Origin of the sequence: Alkalilimnicola ehrlichii (genome assembly GCF_003399765.1) — a bacterium.
Taxonomy (GTDB): domain Bacteria; phylum Pseudomonadota; class Gammaproteobacteria; order Nitrococcales; family AK92; genus AK92.
This window is the reverse complement of record NZ_NFZV01000001.1, coordinates 280,083-305,133: the sequence shown is the minus strand read 5'-3', so window position 1 is coordinate 305,133 and position 25,051 is coordinate 280,083. Positions and strand designations below refer to the sequence as shown.

Below are 25,051 nucleotides of genomic sequence, written 5' to 3'. Positions count from 1 at the left end.
CACCATGACGGCATGAACAACGTCGCCGAACTACTTCGCTTGCTAAACAACCTGGTGCGGCTGGGAACGGTCCATGAAGTGGACACCGCCACCGCCCGGGCGCGCATCAAAAGCGGGGCCATCCTCACCGGCTGGCTACCGTGGTTAAGCGCGCGCGCCGGAACCACGCGGGACTGGGATCCACCCACCGCCGGCGAGCAAGTTCTCCTGCTATCGCCGGGCGGCGATCTTAGCCAGGCCATCGTGCTAACGGGCATTTACAGCGAAGCCTCGCCGCCTCCGGCCACTGATCCAAGCGTCTGGAAGCGAGAGTTTCCCGACGGAACCACGGTCACCTACGACCACGCTGAGAAAGCGCTGGCGATCGCAACTGTTGATCGGATCGAGATTCAGGCGGGCGGCGACATCACTATCGAAGCGGCCGGCAACCTCGTTCTCAAAGGCAACCGCGTGGAGCTGAACCCATGACGATGGAGCTAGAGCCAGCCAACGGGGCCATATTGATACGGGAGTTCGACCTGGAGAGCGGTGTCGTTGAGGCCATAAAAGCCAAAGGGTGGGATATCTGGACAGGCTGGGAGTGGTCCTCTTCGCCAGCCCTTCCCAGCAGTGTCGAAGTTACCGCGTCTCCCGGGTTTCTGTTCGTCGGCTGGCCCGACATCGTGCCCGACCTTTTCCCGATCCTGGCAATTCGCTACCTGGACGGGACAACGCCCATCACCGTAAACAGGTGGGAAGATGTCCCCCTCGGCGCCGAGGTCGTCAAGTTCGAGGCAGACCCGACCAATAAGCGCAAGTACACACTGAGCGTAACAGCGACGGGCATCCGAAATACACCAAACGGCCCCCAGCCGGTTAGCGCCAGCGGCGAATACGAGATCGAAATTCTGCAGCAATACAACGCCAACCGGGACTTACTAAAGGAGCGTATCGATGCCAGCCGTTAGCCGAGTAGGCGACATCTGCACAGGCGAAGGCTGCTTTCCGCCGCGAAAAAGCACTAGCGGGAGCGGCGATGTAACCATTAATGGGAAGGCAGCTCTCCGTGTAGGAGACGCCTTCGAAGAGCATGCCTGCGGCAACAGCGCCCACGAATCCGCACTGGCCGAAGGCAGTAGCACCGTATTCGTCAACCGCCTGCCGCTAGGACGCATTGGCGATCCGATCGCCTGCGGCTCCGCCGTCGCCCAAGGCAGCACCAACGTCTTCGCGGGAGGGTAAAACCATGGCAGGCATGAACGCGCACACCGGCCACGCGATCGACGGTATCGACCACATCCGCCAGAGCGTGACCGATATTCTCACCACCCCGATCGGTTCCCGCGTCATGCGCCGCGACTACGGCTCGCTACTGCCGGAGCTGATCGACCAACCGCTCAACGACGTTACGCTCATGCTGGCCTACAGCGCCGTAGTAACCGCGTTGATTCGGTGGGAACCGAGAATTCGGGTCGAGCGCATCGTCCGCCTGGTTAATAGCGCCCGCCCCAGCTCCGTTGTACTCGAAGCCGACATCGTCCGCCTCGATACCAGCACCCCCGAACGGGCACGCCTTGAATTCAACTTGCCGACAGGAGTAACCGCATGAGTCGGTCGAGCATCGATCTATCCCAATTACCGGCGCCGGAGATCGTCGAACAGCTGGATTACGAAGACATCCTCGCGCAGCGTAAATCCGCTTTCCTTAGCCGCCACCCCCAAGCTGCGGACGTCCTCAACCGGGAATCCGAGCCGGCAACGCGCCTGTTGGAGGAAAGCGCCTACCGCGAGATGATCCTACGCCAGGAGTTCAACGACCGCGCTCGATTGCTCTTGCTCGCCTACAGCCAAGGCAGCACCCTCGACCATCTCGGCGTCACCTTCCATCGCACGCCGCGATTAGTCATCGACGCAGGCGATCCGGACGCCAATCCGCCGATCCCGCCGACCTACGAGAGCGACGCCGCCTACATCGAGCGCATTCTCATGGCCGGCGATAGCTATAGCACGGCCGGCGCACGCCCCGCCTACGTCTACCACGCCCGCTCGGCCAGCGGCCAAGTAAAAGACGCCTCCTGCACTCGCCCCAACGGCGGCGAAATATTAATCACCGTGCTAAGCCACGACGGCAACGGCGTTCCCAGCCAAGAACTTCTCGATATCGTCCACGCCCGCGTCAACGACGAAGACCTCCGCCCGCTCAACGACAAGGTCGAAACGCGCCCGGCCATTGTTACCGAATACACCACCCGTGCGCGCTTGGTCCTGTTCGAGGGCGCCGACGAGCCCACCGTGAAGGCCGCGGCCCGTCAGCGCGTCGAACAATTCGTGCGCCGTATGCATGTACTAGGCCGCGACCTCGTGCGCGACGCACTACTTGCACGTCTCTACGTCGAGGGCGTCAAGCGCGTCGAACTGGAAAGCCCTGCCGAGGATATCCACTGCGACCTCACGCAAGCCGCCTACTGTGCTGCAATCGAGCTTGAGGTGGGCCATGACGACTAGTTTGCTCCCACCCAACGCGACGCGGTTAGAGCGCGCGCTGGAAGCCAGCGACGCCCAACTCAGCGAACTCGACCTAGCGAAGGTCGACAGCCTGTGGAACCCCGACCGCTGCCCGGCCTCGCTACTACCTTGGCTCGCCTGGGCAGTGGGCGTGGAAGGCTGGAACTCCAACTGGACCACCGCCCGCCAACGGCGAGTGATCAAAACCGCGCTAGAAACCCGCCGCTACCGCGGCACCCTCGGCTCGCTGCGGCGCGAACTAGCCGCTTTGGGCATGGATATTCTGGTGCGCGAATGGTGGGAGATCGGCGATACCCCGCATCATTACGAGCTTGATATCGAACTGACCGACTCCGCCATCCCCGACGATTTACACCTGTACATCCACGACGTCGTCGGTCGCTACGCACGGGAATCCCAAGTATTGGACGTCGTCAACCTCTATCAGCCTGTCTGCGGGGCAACTTACGTCGGCGCCGCCATCACCCTGGGCGACGACTTATGCGTTTACCCACCAGCGGAGTAGTCATGTCTCAGTATTATGCAATCCTCACTGAAGTAGGCTTGGCCAAACTGGCCCAGGCCGAAGCCGACGGCCAAAAGCTGCAACTGGTCGACTTTGCCGTCGGCGACGGCGGCGGCGATTACGTGGCGCCGGAATCGAGCTGGACGGCACTGACCCACGAAGTCTGGCGCGGCACGTTGAATCGCGTCTATGTCAGCGAAACTGACGAGCAGGTCTTCACCATTGAAGGTGTCGTGCCTCGGGAAGTGGGCGGCTGGTACATCCGCGAGTTTGGAGCACTCGATAGCGACGGCGACCTAATTGTCATTGCAGCCGTGCCGGAACGATTCAAACCGGCAGAGGGCGACGGCGCCAATTTAGACCAGCATATTCGCGTGCTGGTTAGGTACAGCAACGCCGATGCCGTTTCCGTCAACGACACGCCGGATACCATCCTAGCCCGCAAGGACTACGTTGACGCGGCAGACAGCCAGCTCATGGAGGCGATCGCCCAGCACCGCGATTCAGCAGCGCCACACAGCGGACATGCCCGGATCTCGGAAAACCTCGCCGACCTAACAAGCACCGAAGCTGCGCGGGACAATCTAGGACTGAAGGACGCCGCTACTCGCGCCGTTGGCAAGTTGGTCGGTGAGCTTCCCGCATACGAAGACAACGGCGACGGGGGGCCAGTGCTCGATGTGCCGAGCTTGAAGGTCAATGGGCACAGTCTTGTACCAGAGAGAGGTATTCCTGGCACGGTAAGCGAATGGACGGGCGATTTTCTCCCAGATGGAGCGCTTTGGTGCGACGGCCGCACAGTTAGCCGTACGGAATACGACCGTCTATTTAACATCGTCGGCACGAAATTCGGTGAGGGCAATGGCGAAACGACGTTTAACGTGCCTGACCGGCGTAACCGAGTTGCCGTAGGCGCTGGCGACCAGTACGAAGTCGGCGATAAAGGTGGCAATGACCAGCGAGACCATAGCCACCCGAACAATCTGAGCGTTTCGGGGCATCCGCTAAGATTGGGCCAGATGCCCAGCCATGACCACGAGAGCGCAAGAGATCTGCCTTGGGTAAACCGTGATAGAGGGAGCGGCCCGCGGCGGAGCGGCCGTGACGACTCAACATCATTTACAAGTCGTACCGAGCAGGCGGTCATGTCGAGCTCAAGAGGCGGTAGCGAATCGCACATGCACGGCCTAACGGGCGGCATACAAAACACAACGGTAGACGTGCGACAGCCATACGAAGCAACCAACTTTATTATCTGGTATTAGCCATGCGTCAGTTAACTGCTATCCGAGACGACAATATGATCACGGTCGACGGTGTTGCATTGAGCGTCGATCTTAGTTTTTTACCTATAGAGGTTTGGTCTGTCCACAGCGTGGACGGCGAACCAGACATCTACTTGCGCGATATATGGCAGCACAAAAGCGAAGACCCTGACGATCTTGTCGGGCAATGCGTTGCTGCATGGGATGCCGAGCTTGCCCATTTAGAACAGCAGCGAAAAACTGCCGAGGAAGCCTGGCTCAACTCCTGGGGTCGTGTGCGGGAGGAGCGCAACGCGCTAATCACAGAGACGGACTGGATGATTTTCCCCGACTCGCCGCTGTCCGATTCCGAGCGTGATGAGGTAAAAATCTATCGGCAAGCGCTACGGGACATCCCACAGCACTTTAGCGCACCTCTAGAGGTAGTTTGGCCGGAAAACCGGAAGTAGTACTGGGATATCTTTAATCGACAATAGCTTACACCGGAAGCAACCGGTGTAAGCTTGCTGAGTCAGCCTCCCCCGGCACCGCATCGCGCCGCCCCCAAAGTGTAAGCCTCGCCGCTTACACGGCCAGAGACTGCTCTCCTCCGCCAACAGCGATCAACATGGGATTGGCACTTATCGACGCAATTGCGGCGATTCGATGCCAAGTTAACCATTTGGCGGAGAAATTATGTCTCAGTACTACGCAATCCTCACCGATATTGGCCTCGCCAAGCTAGCCCAGGCCGAAGCCGACGGTCAGAAACTGCAACTGGTTGAGTTTGCCGTCGGCGACGGCGGCGGCAATTACGTCGCCCCGGAATCGAGCTGGACGGCACTGACCCACGAAGTCTGGCGCGGCACGTTGAATCGCGTCTATGTCAGCGAAACGGATGACCAAGTCTTCGTTATCGAGGGAGTAGTCCCGCGCGCAGCCGGCGGCTGGTATATCCGCGAATTTGCAGCGTTCGACAGCGAAGGCGATCTAATCGTGGTGGCCGCCACGCCCGAGCGCTATAAGCCCGTCGAAGGCGAAGGCGCCGATACCGATCAGCACCTCCGTATCCTGGTGCGTTACAGCAACACCAACACCGTAACAGTCGACGATACCCCCGATATGATCTTTGCACGACAAGATTATGTCGACGACCAGATACAGGCTGCCATTAGAAAAGCGATCCCACAACGTCTCATCGCCATGTACGACGGCCCGGCAAACGCAATTCCGGAAGGTTGGGTGTTGTGCGATGGCAATAACGGTACGCCAGACTTACGCGACAAGTTCGTCGTCGCCGCTGGACTAAACTATCCCGTCGGCGACGAAAGCGGTTCTAACGAAAAGACGACCAGCACGAACGGCTCGCACAACCACGGCGGCACGAACAGCGCAGGCGAACATAGTCATAGCAATACGTTCAGCGTTAGCGGACATCCGCTGAGTATCGGGCAGATGCCAAGTCATGACCACGTTCTACAAGGCAGGAACACCAGCGGCTCCTCCTCCACCTTTAACGGCGTTGCCGGGCTGTCCTCCGACCCAGTCACATCAAGTTCAAGCCCGATTAATAGCAGGGGCAACGGTAATCCCCACGCCCACGGCCTAACCGGCGGTATACAGGCGAACGGCTCCCACAGCCACGACATCGAAAGCGACGGCGATCACAGCCACACCGTCGATGTTCGACCGCCCTACTACGCACTTGCCTTTATCATGAAACTCTGAGGATTACCCCATGCAGCGATTCGACGCAATCAAAGACGACAATACCGTAGGGGTCGATGGCGTTTTCCTGCACGTCAATCTCGATTTTCTTCCCGACGAAATTTGGTCCGTTCACTCACAAGATGGGCAACCCGACATCTACTATCGCGATGTCTGGAAACACGTTTACGAAGACCCCGACAATCTGGTCGGACAGTGTCTGGATGCCTGGAACGCGGAAAAGGCCCGCCTAGAACAGGAGCGCAAACAAGCCGAACAGGCCTGGCTCAACTCCTGGGAGCGGATTCGCGCCGAGCGCGACGACCGCATGCGGGAAACCGACTGGATGGTACTACCGGATGCGCCGCTGACACCCGCGCAGCAGGCAGCGGTGAAACAGTACCGCCAATCGCTACGCGATGTGCCGCAAGCGTTTAAAGAACCCCTCGAAGTTGTTTGGCCGGACCAGCCGGAAGAGGTAACTGCCTACCTCTAATAAATCAGCGATTTGCAGCCACACCATCAGCGCGAGGCCGAACCTGACGGCCTCGCGTTTTTTATAGCCTTGTGTCCCATCCTCGCCTTACACCCGCCCTCGCTGCCCTCCCAGCACAGTAAACGTCACTATGGTGTCGATCATCCAAACAGGAATCAGGAGCTGCTCATGCCCACTGGATACCACCACGGCGTTCGCGTCCTCGAAATCAACGAAGGCGTACGCCCGCTGCGCACCGTTTCGACGTCCGTTATCGGCATTGTCTGTACCGCCGATGACGCCGATTCGGAGCGCTTCCCGCTCGATACCCCGGTCCTTAGCACCGATCTGTACGCCGACATGGCAAAAGCCGGCACCGGCGGCACGCTGACTCGGTCGCTGGAAGCCATTGCGGCTCACGCCACCCCGGCCACCGTCATCGTCCGCGTGGCCGAGGGCGAGACCGAAGAAGAAACCCAGAGCAACATCATCGGCACGGTCCGTGAAGACGGTAAGAAAACCGGCTTGAAAGCACTGCTCACCGCCGAGCAACGCTTCGGCGTCAAGCCGCGGCTGCTGGGCGTACCGGAACTGGACTCCCAGCATGTAACAGCAGAAACCGTCGCCATCGCGCAAAAACTGCGTGCCTTTACCTACGCCAGTGCCTTCGGCTGCGAAACCAAGGAAGACGCCGCCGCCTACCGCGACAACTTCGGCGCTCGCGAGCTGATGCTGATCTGGCCGGATTTCGTCAGCTTCGACACCGAGGCCAATGCCGAAGGCTCCGGTTACACCGTCGCCCGCGCACTGGGCCTGCGGGCTCGGCTCGACAACCAGATCGGTTGGCACAAGACGATCTCCAACATGCCGGTCGACGGCGTGAGCGGTATCGATAAAGACGTGCATTGGGACTTACAAGATCCCGCCACCGACGCCGGCTATCTTAACGCCGCCGACGTTACCACCTTGATCCAATCGGGCGGTTACCGCTTTTGGGGCTCGCGCACCTGCTCCGACGACCCGCTGTTCGCCTTCGAGAACTACACCCGCACCGCGCAAGTCGTTGCCGACACTGTTGCTGGCGGTCATCTGTGGGCGGTGGACAAACCCCTGCACCCCTCCCTGGCCAAAGACATCATCGAAGGCATCAACGCAGCGTTGCGCCAGATGGTGAACGCGGGCTACCTGATCGGCGCCAGCTGCTGGCTCGACGAGACGCTCAACACCCCCGAGACCCTCAAGGCCGGCAAGCTCACCATCGACTACGACTACACGCCGGTCCCGCCGCTCGAAGACCTCACCTTCCGTCAGCGCATCACCGACCGCTACCTGGTCGACTTCGCCAGCCGGATGACCGCGTAAGGAGCATTGACCCATGGCACTTCCTAAAAAGCTCAAGAACTTCAATTTGTTCGGCGACGGCAACAACTGGCAGGGCCAGATTGCCGAAGTCGTTCTCCCCACGCTGTCTCGCAAAGTCGAAGAATGGAGCGGCGGCGGCATGGACGGCACGGTCGAAATCGACCTCGGTCAGGAAAAGATCGAGATGGAGTGGACCGCCGGCGGCCTGATCGCCGAGATCTTCGACGGCTACGGTCCGGTCGATCTGGACGGTGCGATGCTGCGCTTTGCCGGCGCCTACGTGCGCGACGACACCGATGAGACCGTTGCGGTCGAGCTCGTCGTACGCGGCCGCCACCGCGAGATCGAGATGGGCACGGCCAAGAACGGCGAGGATAACGAGATCAAGGTCGTTACCAGCTGCAGCTATTACAAGCTGAGCATCGACGGCGACACGATCGTCGAGATCGACGTGCCGGGCTACGTCTTCAACGTTCGCGGCGAAGACATGCTGGCCGCCAAACGTCAGGCCCTTGGCCTGTAATTCACGCTCGTTCCGGAGGACGCCATTGCCATGAATCAAGACAACTTCGCTAACGAGTCGGCAGCGGAAGGCCAAAAGCCGCAAAGCAACGCCAACACCGTCAAGCTCCAAACGCCGATCCCGCGCAACGGCGGCGACATCGTCGAACTTGCCTTGCGTAAACCCGGTGCCGGCGAGCTGCGCGGCCTGGCCCTGGTCGAGCTGTTGCAGATGGACGTGAACGCGCTGGCCAAAGTGCTGCCGCGCATCAGCCAACCGACCGTGCAGGAACGCGAAGTCCAGCAAATGGACCCCGCCGACCTGGTCGAGTGCGGAGGCATCGTGGTGAGTTTTTTGCTCAAGCAGGAGAAGACGGACAACGCCTACCTTACTGCGTAGACGATGCCATGGCGGATCTGGCTGTCGTGTTTCACTGGCAGCCGGATTTCATGGACACCCTGTCTCTCTCCGAACTGATGGAATGGCGCGAACGCGCTCGTAAGCGCAGCGGCGTGGAGGACTGATGGCCAGCAACATCAAGCTTGAAATACTGCTAGAGGGCGTTGACGACGCAACCGCAGCCCTCAAACAGCTGCGGGACGGCGTCGATTCAACGGCTCAGGCTGTCAAAGCTGGCCGCGAACAGTTGCGTCAGTTAAACGACCTGTACCCCGCGGTCGGCCGCCACACCGATCAGCAACGAGCGCGTCAAGCGCGGCAAACCGCGCAACAGTACGAACTGGAGCGGGCGCAGAAAAAGCATGAGCAAACGCTTAAGCGCCTCCAATCCATTTCCCGCCACGGCGGGGCCATTAAGGACGTCGGCCTCGCCGCTTTTTCCTATGGCAGTCAATTCCTCAGCGAGGAAGCCAAGCAGGATTTCGAGGAGCTACGCCAAGCCTGGGACGGCATCGGCACCAGCATCCAAAAGAGCATCGACGGCCCGATGCGATCCTTGTTCCAACGCCTTACCGAGGTGTTGCAGCAGGTCAGCGAATGGATCGAAGCGAACCCCAAGCTCATTGGCGGTATTGCGGTAGCCGGCGCCACCCTGGCCGGCATGGTTGTTGCGGTCGGCACGCTGGTCCAGATTGCGGCGGCCGTCTCGATCCAGTTAGCCATCCTGCGCTACAGCTTAACGGCGCTTAGTATTTATGGTCAGGGCGCTATAACGACTTTCACCAGCCTGGCTAAGCGCGTGCTACCGGCGGTGGGTAAAGCCTTACTGTGGTTGGGGCGGTTGGCGATGGGGCATCCGATCATCGCACTCATTGCCGTACTCGTGGGCGCTGCCATCTACATCTGGCGCAATTGGGAAACCCTCGGCCCGCTCTTCGCAGCTTTGTGGGATAACATTAAAAATGCCGGCGCCGCCGCCTGGGCCTGGCTGAAAGACAGCTTCAGCATGGCGTTGGACGGCTTGATCACCTTGATCACCGAATTCAGCCCCCTCGCGTTGTTCTACAAGGCTTTCTCCGGCGTGATGAGCTGGTTCGGGGTTGAGCTCCCCGATCAGTTCACCGACTTCGGCCGCCAAATGCTACAAGGCCTGATTAAGGGCATCTTCGATATGGGCAGCCGGGTAAAAGATGCCATCACCAACATTGGCGATCGCGTCGCCGGCTGGTTCAGGGATCGCCTAAAGATCCGATCGCCCTCTCGTGTTTTTGCCGAAGCCGGGCGGGACACGCTCGCCGGCTATCAGCTTGGCCTGGCACGCTCGGAACACGGCCCGCTGAAGCAAATCGACGGCTTCGGCAAACGCGTCAAGCAAATCAGTACCGGCATCGCCTTGGGCGTATCCGCTCTGCCGGCGGCGGCCGGCGTCCAGTTCGATCAGCGCGCACCGCTCGGCGGCAGCCTCTCCGGAGTGGCCGCCGCAGCCGGCGATAACGTCACGATCAACATCTACGCCGCACCGGGCATGGCCGCCGACGAAGTCGGACGCGAAGTCGCCCGGCAACTTGCCCTGCGCGAGCGCGAAAAAGCCGCCCGTCGGCGCAGCGCGCTTTACGATATGGAGTAAGCGATCATGATGATGGCTCTCGGCCAGTTTGTTTTCGACGTCCCCACCGTGCCTTATCAGCAGTTGCAACGGCATACCGCTTGGCGCCACGTCAGTCAGGCACGGGTAGGGGAGCGGCCGGTTTACCAGTATCTCGGCCCCGGCGAAGACACCCTCACCCTTAACGGCGTGCAGCTACCGGAGTTCACCGGCGGCCGGCCGTCGCTGGATTTGCTGCGCATCATGGCCGAGCAAGGCAAAGCCTGGCCGCTGATCGAAGGCACCGGCTACATCTACGGCTTATGGGCGATAACCGGCGTGGAGGAAACCGCCAGCGCCTTCCTGCGCGACGCGCGCCGCAACGCATCGAGTTCCGCGTCGAGCTCGAACGCGTCGACGACGACCGCCTCGACCTGCTCGGCGATATGAGCGACGACACGCTATCCGACGCCACGCAACTATTGGCCTCGGCCCGCAACCGTTTACGCAAAGCGCTCGGAGTCTAATCATGCGGACGCAAGGCGACGACGGCCTCAAACCAAGTTATCGCTTAACGGTAAACGGCATCGACATCGGTCCGACCGTCAACGGCAGGCTAATTTCGCTGACCCTGACCGAGAACCGCGGGCTGGAGGCGGACACGCTGAACCTGACCTTGACGGATCACGACAACGCCCTACAACTACCGCCCCGCGGCGCCGCCATTGAAGTCGCTATCGGTTGGGAACACGAAGGGCTTATCGACAAGGGAATGTTCACCGTCGATGAGATCAGCTACTCGGGCAGCCCGGATCAGTTATCCATCCGTGCCCGCAGCGTCAACATGCGCACCTCGCTGCCGACCCAGAAAAGCCGGAGCTGGCACGAAACCACACTGGGGGAAATCGTCCGCACCATCGCCGCCGAGCACGGCCTAGAGCCGGTGATCGGGAACTCGCTGGCCAACGAAGCCGTGCCGCACCGCGATCAAACCGCGCAATCCGATATGGACTTCCTCAGCCACCTGGCACACCACCACGACGCCCTGGTCACCGTGAAAGGAAATCACCTGCTCTTTATTCCCGCCGGCACCGGCCACACCGCGAGCGGCACACCTCTTCCCACCGCCGAAATCCATCGGCACGACGGCGACCAGTACAGCTACAGCGTAGCCGACCGCAACAGCTACACCGGCGTTCGCGCTTATTGGAACGATCTCGCCGAGGGCGAACAGAAAGAAATACTCGTTGGCGAAGAGGCCAATGCCAAAGAGCTACGCCCGATATTCGCCAGCGAAGAAGAGGCCTTGACCGAGGCCCGTTCGGAGCTTAAGCGCCTACAGCGCGGTACGGCGGAGTTTTCCATGACGCTAGCCGTCGGCCGCCCCCAACTGCTGGTGGAAACGCCGATCAGGGCCCGCGGCTTCAAAGCGGCCGTCGACCAAACACCCTGGGTTGCACTCCGGGTTACGCACACGTTGAACGACGCCGGTTACGTCACCGACTTCGATGCGGAGCAGGCGAATTGAAACCGCGCGCGCGTTAGCAGGCGTACTAGTAAACTCGCCCGCCGCGCCAGTGGCAGTGGCCGATAATTTCTATCTGCGACAAGTTTTCCAGATGGATGGTCTCCGGCGAGTACATATCGTTGTCGCTGGAGAGCCGCAGCGAGCCGTCGGCTAGCCACTGCACCCGCTTAATCCGCAAGGCCTCGCCCATGCGCAATAGATACACGCCGTCCCCGCTGCGCAGCGCCCGGTTCACGAGCACCGTATCGCGGTCGTTCAGCGTATCGGCCATCGAATCGCCGGCCACTTCCAGGGCTACCAAGTCCTTCACGAACAGCCCCTGACTGGCCAACCAATCGCGGCGGAAATGCAAAACGTGTTTAATCCGCTCCTCGTCGAACAAGCGACCGGCCCCGGCCGCTGCCTCCAGATCGTACAAGGGCACATCGACGAACTCTTCCGCCCGCGTCGCCATCTCCTCAACATCGGCCAGCGGCTCGAAAGGTGCAGCGACATCGGCCGGCGGCTCACCGCGCCCGAGGATCAACCAATCCAGGCTGATACCCCGCTCCATCGCTAACCGCAAGCACTCGTCGTAAGGGATGCTGCCACGCTGGCGTTTGCTCGTTATCGTGGTCAAACCATAGCCAAACCAGCGTGAAAGCTCACGTTCACTACGAACACCAACCGCGTTCATCAACCGGGCTATCACTTCCGCCGCATCGATATCGGAACTCATATTAAGTATCCACCTGGGTTAAACTTAAAAAGAGTTGACTGCAAACTCTATTCGAGTTCATACTTAGATTGTGCAAGGCAATGACAGTGAAGAATACACTATGAGTGCACGTCTTACCGCATTACGCATTCCGTGTTCACTCAAGATACTCAAGCCCTTGCTTATAGCGAGCACCGCTCATTCTTTGTTATCGCGCGGTTGCTCACACCGTTCACGCCGCCCACGGGCGCCGCAATTAGGTAAGGGGAGATAACACGTGAGCACCGAACGCGCCAACAACCCGCGACTCGCCTGCCCGCACTGCGGCAGCTTCGCACGCATCCGCAAAAGCGAGTCGATGACACCGATTTACCGCAAGGCGGTGCTCGAATGTCAGAACGCCGATTGCGGTTGGCGCGGCACGCTGGCGCTGGAGATCACCCAAACCCTCAGCCCGAGCCTCAACCCCAACCCGGCCATCCAGCTACCGATCTCACCACGCGTCCGTAAGCAGCTGCTGGCCGAGCTCGCACCCGAAACCAGCTAACCGAACCGCGTTTTCCACCAGCCGACAGGACCACTGCCGCCGCCAAGCGGCCGGTGCGGCTTCCTGCACCCTGATAACACCGAAAACAAGAAAACGTCAGCATGAACCGACAGTTGCACCACGACATCACCGAACGCCTGCTGCACGACCTGGCATTCAAGCAAGAAGGCCGCTACCTGCGCAAAGGCCGCTGCCCCCGGTGCGAGAAGCGCGAGCTATTCGTCGCCGCCGATGCGCCGTGGATGGTGAAGTGCGGCCGGGAGAACAACTGCGGCGCCCAGTTTCACGTCAAGGAGCTGTTCCCCGATCTGTTCGACGATTGGAGCGAACGCTATAGCCAAGCCGGCAGCACCGATACGATCAGCCCAACGGCGGTAGCCGACGCCTATCTCGCCTACGGCCGCGGCTTCGACCTACCGCGTATCGCCGGCTGGTACACGCAGGAAAGCTATTACGACCCGCAGCGACGAATCGGCACCGCCACCGTACGCTTTCCGCTGGCAAACGGCTACTGGCAGCGACTGATCGACAAACCGCACCGCTTCGGCCGAAAGAAAGCTCACGTCGGCTTCGGTACCGACTACGCCGGCCACTGGTGGCAACCGCCTGGCGTCGACCTCGCCGCGGCGGAGGAAATCTGGATCACCGAAGGCATCTTCGACGCCATCGCGCTGACTCATCACGACCTCGTTGCCGTCTCCAGCATCAGCAGTGGCAACTACCCCGACGCCGCGCTCAACACGCTCGCCGACGCCTGTGCCGCCGCCGGCAAAGAACGCCCTCTGCTGGTGTGGGCCTTGGATAGCGATCGCGCCGGCCGGCGCTACACCCTAAAGCACGTCAAACGCGCGCGCGAGGCTGGCTGGCGTTGCGCCGCCGCTCAGATTCCAGCGGCCGGGCGCGGCCAACGCGACTGGAACGACTGCCACCAGCGCGGCGAACTCAGCAAAGCCCACCTCAAAGAGTACCGTTACCACGGGGCCTTGCTCGTCGCGCCGAACGCCGGCTCCAAAGCACTGCTCATGTACCAGCACAACGAGCGCCGCGAGTTTCCGTTCGCGTACCGGAACCGCCTGTTCTGGTTCAAGCTCGACCTGGACAAATACGAAAAGGCGCGCAAGGATCTCGCGGGCGACGAAGACGCACCGCTAACCCCCGAGCAGCGGGAGAAAGCGCTGAAGCAGGCCGGGGCGATCGCGGAGATCGCCAACTGCAACGTCACCGCGCTCTACTACCTGGCCAATACCGTCACCGACGAGAGCTGGTACTACTTCCGGGTCGACTTCCCGCACGACGGCGCCGCGGTCAAGAACACCTTCAGCGGCAACCAACTCGCCAGCGCCTCCGAGTTCAAAAAGCGCCTGCTCGGCATCGCGCCTGGCGCCATCTGGACCGGCAGCAGCCAGCAGCTCGACAAACTGCTGCGCGACCAGCTCTCGGCTATCAAAACCGTCGCCACCATCGACTACGTCGGCTACAGCAAAGAGCACCGCGCCTGGGTGTTCGCCGACCTCGCTGTGCAGTCCGGCAAAGTACACAAGCTCAACAGCGAGGATTATTTCGATCTCGGCAAGACGGCGCTCAAGAGCCTCTCGCAATCTACCCCCTTGCAGATCAACGAGAGCCGCGAAGGCTATCGGGACGACTGGGCGCGGCTAGTCTGGCAGGCATACGGCGCCCGTGGCGTCATTGCCGCTGCCTTCTGGCTCGGCAGTTTGTTCGCCGAACAGATCCGGGCCGAGCAGAAGAGCTTTCCCTTCCTGGAAATCGTCGGCGAGGCGGGCGCCGGCAAATCCACCCTGATCGAGTTTCTCTGGAAGCTGGTCGGCCGCAACGATTACGAAGGCTTCGACCCGAGCAAAGCCACGCTGCCCGCCCGGGCGCGTAACTTCGCCCAGGTTTCCAACCTGCCGGTGGTCCTCATCGAATCCGACCGCGAGCAGGACGGCCTGCGCCAGCGGCAGTTCGACTGGGACGAGCTGAAGACCGCCTACAACGGCCGCTCCATCCGCGCGCGCGGCATGAAGAATGCCGGCAACGACACCTACGAACCGCCGTTCCGCGGCACCATCGCAATCAGTCAGAACGCGCCGGTAAACGCCAGCGAGGCGATCCTCTCGCGCATCGTCCACCTGCGCTTTACCCGCGAATACCAAACCCCGGACACCCGCGCCGTGGCCGAACAACTCGAACGACTAAGCAGCGAGCACCTCAGCCGCTTCCTGCTGGATGCCATCACTGCCGAGAAGCATTTGCTGGAGCTGTTCTGCGACCGCGCCCCGCAATACATCGAGCGGCTCGCCGCGCTGCCCGAGATCCGCATGCACCGCATCGCCAAGTGTCACGGGCAACTGATGGGTATGGTGCAGTTACTCGGCCCCGGCGGGCTGGACCTACTGCCGCGCGAAGCCATCGTCGACACCTTCGCCCTCCTCGAGCACATGGCCCGCGAGCGCCAGCAGGCCATCAATGCCGACCACCCGATCGTACAGGAGTTCTGGGACGCCTTCGACTACATCGAGGGCCTTCGGGAGGCCTCGACGCTAAACCACTACAACCCGGACGGCCGCGACGGCCAGCTCATCGCCGTCAACCTCAAGCACTTCGAGGCGGAGGCCACTGCCCGCGGCCTGCGCGTCCCACCGTCCACCGACCTCAAGCGGCACCTGAAGACCAGCAAGGTCCGCCGCTTCATCGAATCCAACCGCGCCGTGCACTCGACCCTCCTCAGTCGGACGGTCAAGTGCTGGATCTTCGAAAAAGAAAAGAACAGGAGCTAACCATGGCCCGGCACACCGACAGCCTCAAGACAGCAGCCAGTTGCTTGGACATGAGCCGCACCGGCCTGATCCGCCGACTGCGCGATATCGGCCTGCTCGGCCCGCAACGGCTGGCCGACGAGGGCCGGGCACCGAATAACAAGGCTACGCGCTGTGGCCATAACAAGAGCGAGAAAACCATGGCAAAGAAACGACAGCACACCACTCCGCTACCCCAAGGCACGCTGCACGACGCCGGCGAACTGACCGTCGTCACCCAGGACGGCGAGCGGGTCCATCACCGCGCCGCGCTGGTCCTGGTGTTCGACTCCACAAACGCCCTGCAACGCGCCATCGACGCTCACCGCTGCAGCTACCGCGTCCGCCGCGACATGCCGGAAGCGCAGCTCCACCTCGGCCGCAGCAGCGACCAATAACGATTACCGGAGACCATAATAATGACCAAAGCTATCGACATCGCCACCGAATACACCGAACGCTTTACCGAGGCCTGCATTGCCGCTCGCGTCCGCTACCAGGGCACGAGTCGCACCCACTGCATCGACTGCGACGAGCCCATCCCCGAGCGCCGCCGGCAAACCCTGCCCGGCGTTCAGCGCTGCGTCGATTGTCAGGAAATGGCGGAGCGGCGCTGACATGGGCGACATCCGCGATTGGCCGCGCCCGCTGCCCGCCGGCGCAATCGGCCGCTACCGGCCGACGTCCTGGCTCAACCTGAGCCAACTGGAGCCGGCCGAGAAAGCCGCCCACTGGCAGGAGATTCGCGAGCAGCAGCCGGCCCTGGCCGCGCTGCTCGCGGAGCCAGGCTTTCAGGCGCTACGGACGCAGTTCAACGCCGACGTGATGATCGAAACCGAACCGCACGACTAACAGGGGAGCCGCACGACCATGAGCCTGTTCCTAAGCGACGACGAACTTTACCAGCTCACAGCAAGAAAACGGCAGTCGGCCCAGATTCGCTGGCTCGAGCGCAACGGCGTGAAGTTCACGCTCAACGCCGAAGGTCGGCCGCGCATCCTGCGCTCGCACATCGAGAAAGTCCTCGGCGGCGATGCTAGGCCGACGCGCACTCAACCCAATGTCAAAGCACTAATGGACTTCACCCATGGGAAGACCGCGAACTAAGAACAAGCACCTACCGCCCCGGGTCTACTTCAAGCACGGGGCCTACTACTACGTCGACCGGGCGGGCCAATGGCACCGCCTGGGCGCCAACCTGCCCGACGCCATGGCCGAGTGGGCCAAGTTAGTCGAGGCGCCTGTTACCGCGACCCGCATGCAAAGCCTCTTCGACCGTTACATGCTGGAGATCGCGCCGCGTAAGGCGCCGCGCACCTACAAGGACAACAAAAGTGAAATCAAAGCGCTGCGAGTGTTCTTCGGCGACATGAAGCCGGAAGACGTCGAACCGCGCCACGTGTACGAATTTCTAGAAATTCGCGGCCAGACGGCGCCGGTGCGCGCCAACCGCGAGCGCGCGCTGCTCTCGCACGTCTTCACCAAAGCGATGCAATGGGGCGTACTCCGCTACAACCCCTGTCGCGGCGTCAAGCGCATCACCGAGCGGCCCGCGATCGCTACATCGAAGACGAAGAACTGGCCGCCTTCATGCAGTCGGCCTCGCCGCTACTGCAAGCCTATTGCCTCTACAAGTACTGCACCGGCCGCCGTCAAGGCGAGATCCTCGCGACCCGGCTAGACCAGCTCAAGGAGGACGGTATCCATTACCAGCAAACCGCCAAACAGGGAAAACGCGTGGTGATCGAATGGGACGACGATCTGCGCCTGGCCGTGCAAATGGCTAAGGCCCTCCCTCGGCCATCGAACAGCGAATACTTATTCTGCACCCGCCATGGCCAACCCTACAGCGGCGACGGCTTTCGCTCCATCTGGCAGCGGGCCATGCGCAAAGCGCTGGCCGAAGGCATTATCAAGGAGCGTTTCACCGAACACGATATCCGCGCCAAGGCCGGCACCGACGCCGACGAGCGCGGCCTGGACGCCCACGGCCTGCTGGCACACGCCCGCAAGACCACGACCGACATCTACATAAAGCGCCGTAAGGTACAACGGGTAAAGCCCTTAAACCGGCAAAAGCCTGTCTAAAACTACCGCACTCCCCCCGCTAAACACAGGCTTCCCGACGCTAACCGGCAGCTTCTCTATTAGACAGAGAAGCTGCCGGATTTCATTGCTTAACAAAAACTTACCGCAACCCAGCTCGCTGTCTTTTAATCCGCTGGTCGTTGGTTCCGAGCACTTCGGTCGGCAAAAGCCGTAGCGCTTTACTTCTCATCCTCTTGCGGGTAGAAGTCCAAGTCTTCCAGTTGTCCTAGCACGGCCGTCGCGATATTGGCCAGATGAGCCGCTACTCGTTTGTAATGGCGCGCCAGTAACGAGTAAGCCACGGCTTCGTGGAACTCAATCTGATTCTGATCGCGGAATAGCGCCTCGATCAGCTGATCGCAGCGGCTACGAATCCTTAAGGCACGCGCTAGCGCTTGTTCCGCCTGATCCTCATCCGAGCTGCGCGTTGCCTTGATAACTTTGCCGAACATTTCGCTGACCTGCTCCGACATCTCGTCGAGCGGCACTTGGTACTTGGCGACATGAAAGCCTTCGGTATAGAAGTAACCGACTTCAAACACATTTTTACAGTAGTCGCCAATGCGCTCGGCGTCCTTGGCAACGCTCATCAGCGCCAGGCAGATGGCAACGTCATGCCCCGGATTAACGGTCAGATGACGCAATACCTTACGGCGTATCGACCGTTCCAAGGCATTAATGGCTTGGTCGCGGTCATAGATCGGTTGCCGCACATCTTCGGCCGGCACCGTACTGTGTAGCACTTCATTGGCACGCTCGAACATCCACGCGCCGTTCTCGAGCATCTTTGTCAGGTCCGCGAAGGCTTGCTCGATGGTATTCGCGGAAGTCAGGGCGGTATAAAGCTCTCTAAACATGGAAACCTCCTGGCGCGCCGCGCTCAGCGCAAGCCGATGATGAATTCGGTGATCGCCACCCCAAGCAATGGAATAACCACAAACACCGCGAACAGGAAAATAAACGCATAACGGGGCTGTCGCCCGGCCAAACGACCGTACCAAGTAGCCGTCATGATGGGGATGCGCCGTAGCGGATACCAGATCGCCGACCCTACGAGGTTGAAAATAACGTGAAAGAGGGCAACTGTCATGGCCGCTGCCACGGGGTTAGCCGTGGCGGCCAGCACGCTGGTCACCGTGGTGCCGAGATTAGCGCCGATCATGAAGGGGAAGACCCGACGGATACGCACGATACCCGCACCCGCCAGCGGCACCATCAGGCTGGTGGTAATCGTGCTCGACTGCACCAACACGGTGGAAATAACGCCTATGCCATAAGCCCGCGCATCGTTTTTGAAAAAATAGGTGCTGAACAAACCGTCCATGTACCGCAATAAAGCGCCGCGCAGGTTCTTCACCATCAGCACTAAGGACACAAACATCAGCAGCAGACCGACAGCGGCGACAAAAATACCCTCTGCGCCTGGCGTCGGCATGAAGACGGCACCCAGCCAATCGACGCCGTTCACCACCGGGGCGGTAATCACCTTGACGGGGCTATCCGGCCGCGGCACTTCCTCCAGCCCGATCACCTGCGCCAACCAAGCGGCAAGCCGGGTCAACACCCCTCTTCCCGCTTCATTGAATACGCTGGTAATCCATTCCAACGGAAACAAAATGGCAACGGTCAGGATATTGAAGAAGTCGTGCATCAACGCCGCGGTGAACGAGCGACGAAAGTTGCTGCGTATGCGCAAGTTGGCCAACGCGACGATAACGCCGGTCACCGCGGTGCCGATATTCGCGCCCATGATGGCGAACACGGCCGTGCCTAAAGTCATCTCTCCGGTCGCAACCAGGGTCACGATCAGCGCCGAAGTGAACGATGAGCTCTGTACGATCATCGTCACCAATACGGCGCCAAGTAGGGCAATAAACGGGTTTTCGCCATACGCAAAACCCGGGTTAGAAAATCGCTTGCCTCCCCGAACGTACCCAGGCCCGAACTCATTACATTGAGAGCGGCCAAGAATAAGTAGAGACAAAGCCCCGCGTAGATACCGCGTAACCAAGCCGGCACCTCCCGCCCGGCATGGTTACGAGTAAATGCCTTCGCGGGCGTTCGCGGGGGAGAAGAGTTTGCTTGCGACATAATCAGCAGTCACCTTAGAAGACGGATACCTGTTCGGCTGGCAACAGGAAAGCCCCTCATCGGCTCGTTTGAGCTGCGCAGAGTGAGGCCCCAGCATTACAGTCCGGCTACAGTTTTATGACATTTTTGTTACAGCACAGTGAAAGCCGGCCGTATTACTAGCGGCCGATCACCTTTCGGTTAAAACGGGTGGAGAGAAACGGAAAACCGTGCATCGGTCGCGATGCCAGGAGCATCATCGACAGCCGTTACTTCGCGTACCCTCCTTTACGGTGGGCGAGTTTAGCCGATTTACGGCGAACCCGCTGCCATAATGGCAAAACCCAGGGGAGCGGATCGCGCCAATCGAACACGGCATAGGTCCGAGCCCCAAAGTAACTACGCAAGAAACCCGGCCAACGCCATTCCCCCAATGCTTGGTAAGAGCGCAAGGCCCTCATATCGCCCGCCCAATCCGCCCAACGGACGCCTTCTCGCTGCTCCGGCTGGTCGGGCAAGGCATGACAGAGGCTATCACGGTAAGCGACATAAGGTAGATTGACACCGGCGCTCGGGTACAAACCGATGGAGGTGCCGTGCCTGGGATTGATCTCCAACAGCAAGTAATCGTTATGCCGTGCGCTCCATTTGACCTGCAGAATGGCTAATCCGGTCACGCCTAAGGTGTTCAGCACACTCAGGCCCATGCGACAAATCGCCCGCTCCGTGCGCGTGACGGAGAACGTTGCTACCCCCCGATGAGGCGGGTTAGTCCGAATCTTCTGGCTTAAGCCCCAAGCTTTAACATGGTGCCGGCGATCGATGTACGCGTACAGGGAGTACAAAAGTTCATCGCGACCTTCGATGTACTCCTGGATAATCAAGCGATTGTTATAGGATGTTACCGTATCGTAGAAGCGCAGCAGCTGACGGCGCGTATCGATACGCACTCCCTTAGGATTCCCATCCACCAGCTCGACAACTTGCGGATAAATCGCCCAGCAACGCTTCTCTGCCGGCTTCACGATGACCGGGAAACGCATTCCCCAGAGTGCTGCCTCCAAATCCTCGCGACTGCGCGGCGCCACGGTCGCGGGTATCGGCAACTGGAGCTGCCCCGCCAAACGCGCGAATAATTGCTTGTCGTATAACTGCTCGACGAGTTGAGTCTCGGCTAAATGGTGGCGGTAATAATGCTCAAGCGCCGCCCGGTGGCGGGAAAACAGCATCAGGGTGCTATCCCCCGTGCTGAACAAAACCGGCTTGTGTCGGAATCGGCGCCCGAACTCGCGTAATGCCTTAACCCTCTCCAACTCGCCGGCATTACCGGCTGGAAAATCGCTGAAAAGCTCAACGTAACGCGAGTAGCGTGCAGCAGTCTGCGGCTTATCGGAGAGCAAGTAGACCGGCACACCTGCCTTACCGAGCGCCCGGATCACACCTAAATCGGTATGCCCGTGGCCATCGACAATAACCGCACCCGGATTATCGGCACGATTATCTATATCACGTTCCTTACTCACTACTGTTCACGGCCGTCGTTAAACGGCATGCTCCTTCGCCAAGGGCAGCCCATCCAGGGCGGACCGCCTCGCCGCCAGGGCAGCGGTTTAGCCGCTGCTGCGTAAGGAATTACTTATGGCTTCATAAAACTGTAACAAGTCTGATACACGACAGTACGTCACGCCGTCATGGAAGGCAGCCCGGCGGCAGCGCTCTTTGCAGTGGGTAATCGTAATGCGAGGAAGCAAAAGCAAACGGGAGCCGAGCAAATGCTCAGCTCCCGTCAGACAATGCTTTTCTAAGAACTGAAACCACGCTTCAATCCTTAGCCGAACGAGCGGAACTTAGGCTTGAGGTAACTTGCGCAAACGCAGGTTAAGCTCCTTCAGCTGAAGGTCGGCAACCGGGGCCGGCGCTTCGGTCAGCAAGCAGCTAGCCGCCTGTGTTTTAGGGAAAGCCATAACGTCGCGGATCGATTGCGAGCCGGTCATCAGCATCACCAACCGATCGAGACCGAACGCGATCCCGCCATGCGGGGGCGCGCCATGCTCCAAAGCATCGAGCAAGAAGCCGAATTTCTCCCGCGCCTCCTCTTCGTCGATTCCGAGGAGCTTGAAGACCGTTTGCTGCATCTCCGGCTGATGAATACGCACCGAACCGCCACCCAGCTCGGTACCGTTCAACACCATGTCGTAAGCGCGCGACAAGGTTTGCTCCGGGTTGGCCTCCAACGCTTGCAAGTCGTCCACACGCGGCGCGGTAAACGGATGATGCAGCGCATAAAGACGCTTGTCGCCTTCGTCGTACTCGAACATCGGGAAGTCGACGACCCACAGCGGCCGCCACCCGGCTTCAATCAGCCCCAAATCATGGCCGAGCCTGATTCGTAAGGCCCCCAGCGCGTCGCAAACAACTTTGGCTTTATCCGCGCCGAAGAAGATCAAGTCACCCGCTTTCGCGCCAGTGCGTTGGAGGATGCCTTCGACAGCGGCATCCGGCAGGAACTTGAGAATCGGCGACTGCAAACCGTCGCGACCGGCGGCCGGGTCGTTGACCTTGATATAAGCCAGACCCTTGGCGCCATAGCGACCGACAAACTGGGTGTAATCGTCAATGGCTTTGCGCGACAACTCGCCGCCGCCCGGTACGTGCAAGGCGGCAACCCGGCCTTTGGGGTCTTTTGCCGGGCCGGCGAAGACTTTGAACTCGACATCCTGCAGCAGGTCCGCAATCTCGACCAGCTCAAGCGGAATCCGCAAATCCGGCTTGTCACTGCCGAACCGATCCATTGCCTCGGCAAAGCTCATGCGCGGGAACGGCTCGGGCAACTCGGTCTGGAGGACTTCCGCGAAAAGCTTGCGGATCATTTCCTCCATCAAACCCATGATCTCTTCCTCGTCCATGAACGAGGTTTCGATGTCGAGCTGGGTAAACTCCGGCTGCCGATCGGCGCGCAGATCCTCGTCGCGAAAGCAGCGCACGATTTGGTAGTAACGATCCATGCCCGACATCATCAACAACTGTTTGAACAGCTGGGGCGACTGCGGCAGAGCATAGAACGACCCTGGATGAACGCGGCTCGGCACCAGATAGTCGCGCGCACCTTCCGGCGTTGCCCGAGTCAGCATCGGCGTTTCGATATCGAGGAACCCGCGGTCGTCCAGGAAGCGCCGTAATAGGCTCGTTACCCGAGCGCGCGTTCGTAAACGCTCCTGCATCTGCGGGCGCCGCAAGTCGATGTAACGGAAACGCAAGCGAGTGTCTTCGCCGACATCGTCTTCATCGAGCTGGAAGGGCGGCGTCTTCGCACGGTTGATGATCGAAACTTCCCGCGCCAGCAGTTCGATCTGCCCGGTCCGCAGCTCGGCGTTCTCGGTGCCGGCCGCGCCGGCGGACCTTGCCTTTGATCTGGAGGACGAATTCGCTACGCACCCGCTCGGCAGTAGCGAAGGCTTCTGCCTCGTCCGGGTCGACCACCACCTGCACCAGACCTTCGCGGTCTCGCAAGTCGATGAAAATCACCCCGCCGTGATCGCGGCGGCGGTGCACCCAACCGCAAATGGTAAGCTCTTGATCGAGCAGGCTCTCTGTAATTAGACCGCAATAATGGCTGCGCATGAATCCAGACCGTGCCTTGTTGTTTAGGATGACGGGGTTCGCCCGAGTGAGCGGGAAATGGTAAGACTTGACCCGAGGCCGCGCAAGTTGGCCTCGGGTTATCAGGACTCACTGATTATTTCGCTAATTGTCCGTGCCGGTGCTCTTGGAGGAGGACGCTCCCCCGGACGACGTGCCGCCGCCCCCGGCAAGGTTACGCTTGTTCTTGCTCTTAAAGTCGGTTTCGTACCAGCCGCCGCCTTTGAGACGGAAACCGGCCGCACTGACCTTCTTAGCCAACCCCTGCTTGCCGCAATTCGGGCATTCGGTCAGAGGCGCATCGCTCAAGGACTGGATAGCTTCCAGCTCATGACCACATTCGCTGCATTGATACTCGTAAATGGGCATCTTTTTTTCCTCTAAAAAAAAGACCCTCTTGGGCAGATGTCCGCGCGGCAACAGGGCCGTTAATCGCGGATAGTGTAGCGGCTCTACGCCGTCAGCGGTATCGAAGACGGCCGCCGTTTTGCGACAATCTCGACATAACCACCAACAAACGGTCGCCAAACCATGACTCAACAAAGCATTCTGATTACCGGCTGCTCCAGCGGTATCGGCTATGCCGTCGCCCACGGCCTCAAACGAGACGGCTATCGCGTATTCGCCAGTGCCCGCAAACCGGCCGATGTGCAACGCCTGCAAACCGAAGGCCTGGAGTGCGTGCAGCTCGATCTCGACGATTCCGCCAGCATCCGCACGGCACTGGAACAGGTACTTGTCGCCACTGGCGGCACGCTCGATGCCTTATTCAATAATGCCGCCTACGGCCAACCCGGCGCGGTGGAAGATCTCAGCCGAGAGGCCATTCGCGCCCAGTTCGAAACCAACCTCTTCGGCACGCTGGAATTAACCAACCGGGTCATCCCCGTCATGCGCCGCCAGGGGCATGGCCGAATCATCCAAAACAGTTCCGTGCTCGGCTTGGCCGCCTTACCTTACCGCGGCGCTTATAACGCCAGTAAATTCGCGCTTGAAGGCCTTACCGACACGCTGCGTATGGAACTTAAAGGCAGCGGAATCGCCGTCAGCCTGATCGAACCCGGCCCCATCGAGAGCCGCTTCCGTGCTAATGCCGAGGCCGCTTACCGACGCCGTATAAAGCGCGAAGGCAGCGCCCACGAAGCCTTGTACGCGGCTTTAGAACAGCGCCTCACCAACCCCGGCAAAGGCAGCGGCTTTACCTTACCGGCCGAGGCGTTGCTAAAGCCGGTTCGCCACGCGCTGCGAAGCCGACGGCCGAAGCCGCGCTATTATGTCACGGTTCCGACCCATTTATTCGGCTGGCTTCGCCGTTTCTTATCAACGCGTGCGCTCGACTGGGTGCTCCTGAAAAGCACCGAGTCGGAGCGACGCCTACCGTAACAAGCCGTTGCGAGGCG

32 protein-coding genes and 1 pseudogene are annotated in these 25,051 nt (G+C 60.4%); 26 read left to right on the top strand and 7 right to left on the bottom strand.

The features are described from left to right. Positions 1–12: 12 nt before the first annotated feature. The 17 genes from CAI21_RS01525 to CAI21_RS01445 all read left to right on the top strand — a co-directional run bounded on the left by CAI21_RS01525 (position 13) and on the right by CAI21_RS01445 (position 11,812). A complete protein-coding gene (locus CAI21_RS01525) occupies positions 13–468 on the top strand; it encodes a phage baseplate assembly protein V (protein WP_116300652.1) in 456 nt (151 codons plus the stop codon). After that, complete coding sequence (locus CAI21_RS01520; RefSeq protein WP_116300651.1) at positions 465–947, top strand: hypothetical protein; 483 nt, start codon at positions 465–467, stop codon at positions 945–947. The genes CAI21_RS01525 and CAI21_RS01520 overlap by 4 nt, the downstream gene beginning before the upstream one ends. Further along, on the top strand, positions 934–1,221 hold the full coding sequence (locus CAI21_RS01515) for a PAAR domain-containing protein (protein ID WP_116300650.1): 288 nt from the start codon (positions 934–936) through the stop codon (positions 1,219–1,221). Before CAI21_RS01520 ends, CAI21_RS01515 begins: the two co-directional genes overlap by 14 nt. Positions 1,222–1,225: 4 nt before the next feature. After that, positions 1,226–1,588, top strand: coding sequence for a GPW/gp25 family protein (locus tag CAI21_RS01510; protein ID WP_116300649.1), 363 nt, complete (start codon positions 1,226–1,228; stop codon positions 1,586–1,588). Then, positions 1,585–2,484, top strand: coding sequence for a baseplate assembly protein (locus CAI21_RS01505; protein WP_116300648.1), 900 nt, complete (start codon positions 1,585–1,587; stop codon positions 2,482–2,484). The genes CAI21_RS01510 and CAI21_RS01505 overlap by 4 nt, the downstream gene beginning before the upstream one ends. Next, a complete protein-coding gene (locus CAI21_RS01500; protein WP_116300647.1) occupies positions 2,474–3,010 on the top strand; it encodes a phage tail protein I in 537 nt (178 codons plus the stop codon). Before CAI21_RS01505 ends, CAI21_RS01500 begins: the two co-directional genes overlap by 11 nt. Positions 3,011–3,012: 2 nt before the next feature. Next, a complete protein-coding gene (locus tag CAI21_RS01495) occupies positions 3,013–4,275 on the top strand; it encodes a phage tail-collar fiber domain-containing protein (RefSeq protein ID WP_181919210.1) in 1,263 nt (420 codons plus the stop codon). A gap of 2 nt (positions 4,276–4,277) precedes the next feature. Next, positions 4,278–4,724, top strand: coding sequence for a tail fiber assembly protein (locus CAI21_RS01490; protein WP_220347711.1), 447 nt, complete (start codon positions 4,278–4,280; stop codon positions 4,722–4,724). Between the two features lie 226 nt (positions 4,725–4,950). Continuing rightward, complete coding sequence (locus tag CAI21_RS01485) at positions 4,951–5,982, top strand: phage tail-collar fiber domain-containing protein (protein WP_116300645.1); 1,032 nt, start codon at positions 4,951–4,953, stop codon at positions 5,980–5,982. A 10-nt stretch (positions 5,983–5,992) separates the two neighbouring features. Further along, positions 5,993–6,457, top strand: a complete 465-nt coding sequence (locus tag CAI21_RS01480) for a tail fiber assembly protein (protein ID WP_116300644.1) — start codon at positions 5,993–5,995, stop codon at positions 6,455–6,457. A gap of 168 nt (positions 6,458–6,625) precedes the next feature. Further along, positions 6,626–7,798, top strand: a complete 1,173-nt coding sequence (locus CAI21_RS01475) for a phage tail sheath protein (protein WP_116300643.1) — start codon at positions 6,626–6,628, stop codon at positions 7,796–7,798. Between the two features lie 13 nt (positions 7,799–7,811). Continuing rightward, positions 7,812–8,321 carry a phage major tail tube protein gene (locus CAI21_RS01470; RefSeq protein ID WP_116300642.1) on the top strand — a complete coding sequence of 170 codons (510 nt, stop codon included), beginning with the start codon at positions 7,812–7,814 and terminating at the stop codon, positions 8,319–8,321. A gap of 30 nt (positions 8,322–8,351) precedes the next feature. Beyond that, positions 8,352–8,699 (top strand): phage tail assembly protein, encoded by a 348-nt coding sequence (locus CAI21_RS01465; RefSeq protein ID WP_116300641.1) that lies wholly within the window; start codon positions 8,352–8,354, stop codon positions 8,697–8,699. A gap of 8 nt (positions 8,700–8,707) precedes the next feature. Next, positions 8,708–8,824, top strand: coding sequence for a GpE family phage tail protein (locus CAI21_RS01460; RefSeq protein WP_116300640.1), 117 nt, complete (start codon positions 8,708–8,710; stop codon positions 8,822–8,824). Beyond that, the gene (locus CAI21_RS01455; protein WP_116300639.1) at positions 8,824–10,326 is read left to right on the top strand and encodes a phage tail tape measure protein; all 1,503 of its coding nucleotides are present in this window, start codon (positions 8,824–8,826) and stop codon (positions 10,324–10,326) included. The genes CAI21_RS01460 and CAI21_RS01455 overlap by 1 nt, the downstream gene beginning before the upstream one ends. A gap of 6 nt (positions 10,327–10,332) precedes the next feature. Further along, positions 10,333–10,734: a phage tail protein gene (locus CAI21_RS01450; protein WP_258867920.1), complete on the top strand. Its 402-nt coding sequence runs from the start codon at positions 10,333–10,335 to the stop codon at positions 10,732–10,734. Positions 10,735–10,813: 79 nt separating this feature from the next. Then, entirely contained in the window at positions 10,814–11,812 is a 999-nt protein-coding gene (locus tag CAI21_RS01445; protein WP_116300638.1) for a contractile injection system protein, VgrG/Pvc8 family, read from the top strand. A gap of 25 nt (positions 11,813–11,837) precedes the next feature. On the opposite strand, the gene CAI21_RS01440 is transcribed toward CAI21_RS01445, so the two are convergent. Then, complete coding sequence (locus tag CAI21_RS01440) at positions 11,838–12,530, bottom strand: LexA family transcriptional regulator (protein WP_116300637.1); 693 nt, start codon at positions 12,528–12,530, stop codon at positions 11,838–11,840. Positions 12,531–12,786: 256 nt separating this feature from the next. On the opposite strand from CAI21_RS01440, the gene CAI21_RS01435 reads away from it, so the two are divergent. The 8 genes from CAI21_RS01435 (at position 12,787) to CAI21_RS01405 (ending at position 17,942) form a co-directional block, all read left to right on the top strand. Continuing rightward, positions 12,787–13,056: an ogr/Delta-like zinc finger family protein gene (locus CAI21_RS01435; RefSeq protein WP_220347710.1), complete on the top strand. Its 270-nt coding sequence runs from the start codon at positions 12,787–12,789 to the stop codon at positions 13,054–13,056. A gap of 101 nt (positions 13,057–13,157) precedes the next feature. Beyond that, positions 13,158–15,836, top strand: a complete 2,679-nt coding sequence (locus CAI21_RS01430) for a toprim domain-containing protein (protein ID WP_116300636.1) — start codon at positions 13,158–13,160, stop codon at positions 15,834–15,836. Positions 15,837–15,838: 2 nt separating this feature from the next. Next, positions 15,839–16,252: a hypothetical protein gene (locus tag CAI21_RS01425; RefSeq protein WP_116300635.1), complete on the top strand. Its 414-nt coding sequence runs from the start codon at positions 15,839–15,841 to the stop codon at positions 16,250–16,252. A gap of 21 nt (positions 16,253–16,273) precedes the next feature. Further along, positions 16,274–16,471, top strand: a complete 198-nt coding sequence (locus CAI21_RS01420) for a TraR/DksA C4-type zinc finger protein (protein WP_116300634.1) — start codon at positions 16,274–16,276, stop codon at positions 16,469–16,471. A 1-nt stretch (position 16,472) separates the two neighbouring features. Then, complete coding sequence (locus CAI21_RS01415; RefSeq protein ID WP_116300633.1) at positions 16,473–16,706, top strand: hypothetical protein; 234 nt, start codon at positions 16,473–16,475, stop codon at positions 16,704–16,706. A gap of 18 nt (positions 16,707–16,724) precedes the next feature. Next, positions 16,725–16,961, top strand: a complete 237-nt coding sequence (locus tag CAI21_RS01410) for a DUF4224 domain-containing protein (protein WP_116300632.1) — start codon at positions 16,725–16,727, stop codon at positions 16,959–16,961. Beyond that, the gene (locus CAI21_RS23045; protein WP_181919209.1) at positions 16,942–17,535 is read left to right on the top strand and encodes a hypothetical protein; all 594 of its coding nucleotides are present in this window, start codon (positions 16,942–16,944) and stop codon (positions 17,533–17,535) included. Before CAI21_RS01410 ends, CAI21_RS23045 begins: the two co-directional genes overlap by 20 nt. Continuing rightward, positions 17,445–17,942: a tyrosine-type recombinase/integrase gene (locus tag CAI21_RS01405; RefSeq protein WP_181919208.1), complete on the top strand. Its 498-nt coding sequence runs from the start codon at positions 17,445–17,447 to the stop codon at positions 17,940–17,942. The genes CAI21_RS23045 and CAI21_RS01405 overlap by 91 nt, the downstream gene beginning before the upstream one ends. Positions 17,943–18,121: 179 nt before the next feature. On the opposite strand, the gene CAI21_RS01400 is transcribed toward CAI21_RS01405, so the two are convergent. The 6 genes and pseudogenes from CAI21_RS01400 to CAI21_RS01380 form a co-directional block, all read right to left on the bottom strand. Then, on the bottom strand, positions 18,122–18,799 hold the full coding sequence (locus tag CAI21_RS01400; protein ID WP_116300630.1) for a phosphate signaling complex PhoU family protein: 678 nt from the start codon (positions 18,797–18,799) through the stop codon (positions 18,122–18,124). 23 nt (positions 18,800–18,822) lie between these two features. Beyond that, entirely contained in the window at positions 18,823–19,785 is a 963-nt protein-coding gene (locus CAI21_RS01395; RefSeq protein ID WP_258867921.1) for a Na/Pi symporter, read from the bottom strand. Between the two features lie 2 nt (positions 19,786–19,787). Next, complete coding sequence (locus CAI21_RS24505) at positions 19,788–20,033, bottom strand: hypothetical protein (RefSeq protein ID WP_258867922.1); 246 nt, start codon at positions 20,031–20,033, stop codon at positions 19,788–19,790. 248 nt (positions 20,034–20,281) lie between these two features. Further along, positions 20,282–21,535: a carboxylate--amine ligase gene (locus CAI21_RS01390; protein ID WP_116300629.1), complete on the bottom strand. Its 1,254-nt coding sequence runs from the start codon at positions 21,533–21,535 to the stop codon at positions 20,282–20,284. Between the two features lie 324 nt (positions 21,536–21,859). Next, positions 21,860–23,633 (bottom strand): annotated as a pseudogene (gene aspS / locus CAI21_RS01385) (aspartate--tRNA ligase). Positions 23,634–23,756: 123 nt separating this feature from the next. After that, entirely contained in the window at positions 23,757–24,020 is a 264-nt protein-coding gene (locus CAI21_RS01380; RefSeq protein ID WP_116300809.1) for an FmdB family zinc ribbon protein, read from the bottom strand. Between the two features lie 162 nt (positions 24,021–24,182). Here CAI21_RS01380 and CAI21_RS01375 point away from each other — a divergent pair, with 162 nt between their 5' ends. Further along, a complete protein-coding gene (locus CAI21_RS01375; protein ID WP_116300628.1) occupies positions 24,183–25,034 on the top strand; it encodes an SDR family oxidoreductase in 852 nt (283 codons plus the stop codon). The last annotated feature ends 17 nt before the right edge of the window (positions 25,035–25,051 follow it).

Bases quoted from the DNA above. Each gene is read 5' to 3' on its own strand.
- CAI21_RS01395 (WP_258867921.1), bottom strand. From the start codon at position 19,785: ATGATCGTACAGAGCTCATCGTTCACTTCGGCGCTGATCGTGACCCTG.
- CAI21_RS01440 (WP_116300637.1), bottom strand. From the start codon at position 12,530: ATGAGTTCCGATATCGATGCGGCGGAAGTGATAGCCCGGTTGATGAAC.
- CAI21_RS01520 (WP_116300651.1), top strand. From the start codon at position 465: ATGACGATGGAGCTAGAGCCAGCCAACGGGGCCATATTGATACGGGAG.
- CAI21_RS01505 (WP_116300648.1), top strand. From the start codon at position 1,585: ATGAGTCGGTCGAGCATCGATCTATCCCAATTACCGGCGCCGGAGATC.
- CAI21_RS01455 (WP_116300639.1), top strand. From the start codon at position 8,824: ATGGCCAGCAACATCAAGCTTGAAATACTGCTAGAGGGCGTTGACGAC.
- CAI21_RS01500 (WP_116300647.1), top strand. From the start codon at position 2,474: ATGACGACTAGTTTGCTCCCACCCAACGCGACGCGGTTAGAGCGCGCG.
- CAI21_RS01510 (WP_116300649.1), top strand. From the start codon at position 1,226: ATGGCAGGCATGAACGCGCACACCGGCCACGCGATCGACGGTATCGAC.
- CAI21_RS01460 (WP_116300640.1), top strand. From the start codon at position 8,708: ATGGCGGATCTGGCTGTCGTGTTTCACTGGCAGCCGGATTTCATGGAC.
- CAI21_RS01465 (WP_116300641.1), top strand. From the start codon at position 8,352: ATGAATCAAGACAACTTCGCTAACGAGTCGGCAGCGGAAGGCCAAAAG.
- CAI21_RS01450 (WP_258867920.1), top strand. From the start codon at position 10,333: ATGATGATGGCTCTCGGCCAGTTTGTTTTCGACGTCCCCACCGTGCCT.
- CAI21_RS01470 (WP_116300642.1), top strand. From the start codon at position 7,812: ATGGCACTTCCTAAAAAGCTCAAGAACTTCAATTTGTTCGGCGACGGC.
- CAI21_RS01490 (WP_220347711.1), top strand. From the start codon at position 4,278: ATGCGTCAGTTAACTGCTATCCGAGACGACAATATGATCACGGTCGAC.
- CAI21_RS01420 (WP_116300634.1), top strand. From the start codon at position 16,274: ATGACCAAAGCTATCGACATCGCCACCGAATACACCGAACGCTTTACC.
- CAI21_RS01400 (WP_116300630.1), bottom strand. From the start codon at position 18,799: ATGTTTAGAGAGCTTTATACCGCCCTGACTTCCGCGAATACCATCGAG.
- CAI21_RS01375 (WP_116300628.1), top strand. From the start codon at position 24,183: ATGACTCAACAAAGCATTCTGATTACCGGCTGCTCCAGCGGTATCGGC.
- CAI21_RS01515 (WP_116300650.1), top strand. From the start codon at position 934: ATGCCAGCCGTTAGCCGAGTAGGCGACATCTGCACAGGCGAAGGCTGC.
- CAI21_RS01410 (WP_116300632.1), top strand. From the start codon at position 16,725: ATGAGCCTGTTCCTAAGCGACGACGAACTTTACCAGCTCACAGCAAGA.
- CAI21_RS01485 (WP_116300645.1), top strand. From the start codon at position 4,951: ATGTCTCAGTACTACGCAATCCTCACCGATATTGGCCTCGCCAAGCTA.
- CAI21_RS01430 (WP_116300636.1), top strand. From the start codon at position 13,158: ATGAACCGACAGTTGCACCACGACATCACCGAACGCCTGCTGCACGAC.
- CAI21_RS01415 (WP_116300633.1), top strand. From the start codon at position 16,473: ATGGGCGACATCCGCGATTGGCCGCGCCCGCTGCCCGCCGGCGCAATC.
- CAI21_RS01425 (WP_116300635.1), top strand. From the start codon at position 15,839: ATGGCCCGGCACACCGACAGCCTCAAGACAGCAGCCAGTTGCTTGGAC.
- CAI21_RS01445 (WP_116300638.1), top strand. From the start codon at position 10,814: ATGCGGACGCAAGGCGACGACGGCCTCAAACCAAGTTATCGCTTAACG.
- CAI21_RS23045 (WP_181919209.1), top strand. From the start codon at position 16,942: ATGGGAAGACCGCGAACTAAGAACAAGCACCTACCGCCCCGGGTCTAC.
- CAI21_RS01475 (WP_116300643.1), top strand. From the start codon at position 6,626: ATGCCCACTGGATACCACCACGGCGTTCGCGTCCTCGAAATCAACGAA.
- CAI21_RS01405 (WP_181919208.1), top strand. From the start codon at position 17,445: ATGCAGTCGGCCTCGCCGCTACTGCAAGCCTATTGCCTCTACAAGTAC.
- CAI21_RS01480 (WP_116300644.1), top strand. From the start codon at position 5,993: ATGCAGCGATTCGACGCAATCAAAGACGACAATACCGTAGGGGTCGAT.
- CAI21_RS24505 (WP_258867922.1), bottom strand. From the start codon at position 20,033: ATGTCGCAAGCAAACTCTTCTCCCCCGCGAACGCCCGCGAAGGCATTT.
- CAI21_RS01495 (WP_181919210.1), top strand. From the start codon at position 3,013: ATGTCTCAGTATTATGCAATCCTCACTGAAGTAGGCTTGGCCAAACTG.
- CAI21_RS01525 (WP_116300652.1), top strand. From the start codon at position 13: ATGAACAACGTCGCCGAACTACTTCGCTTGCTAAACAACCTGGTGCGG.
- CAI21_RS01380 (WP_116300809.1), bottom strand. From the start codon at position 24,020: ATGCCCATTTACGAGTATCAATGCAGCGAATGTGGTCATGAGCTGGAA.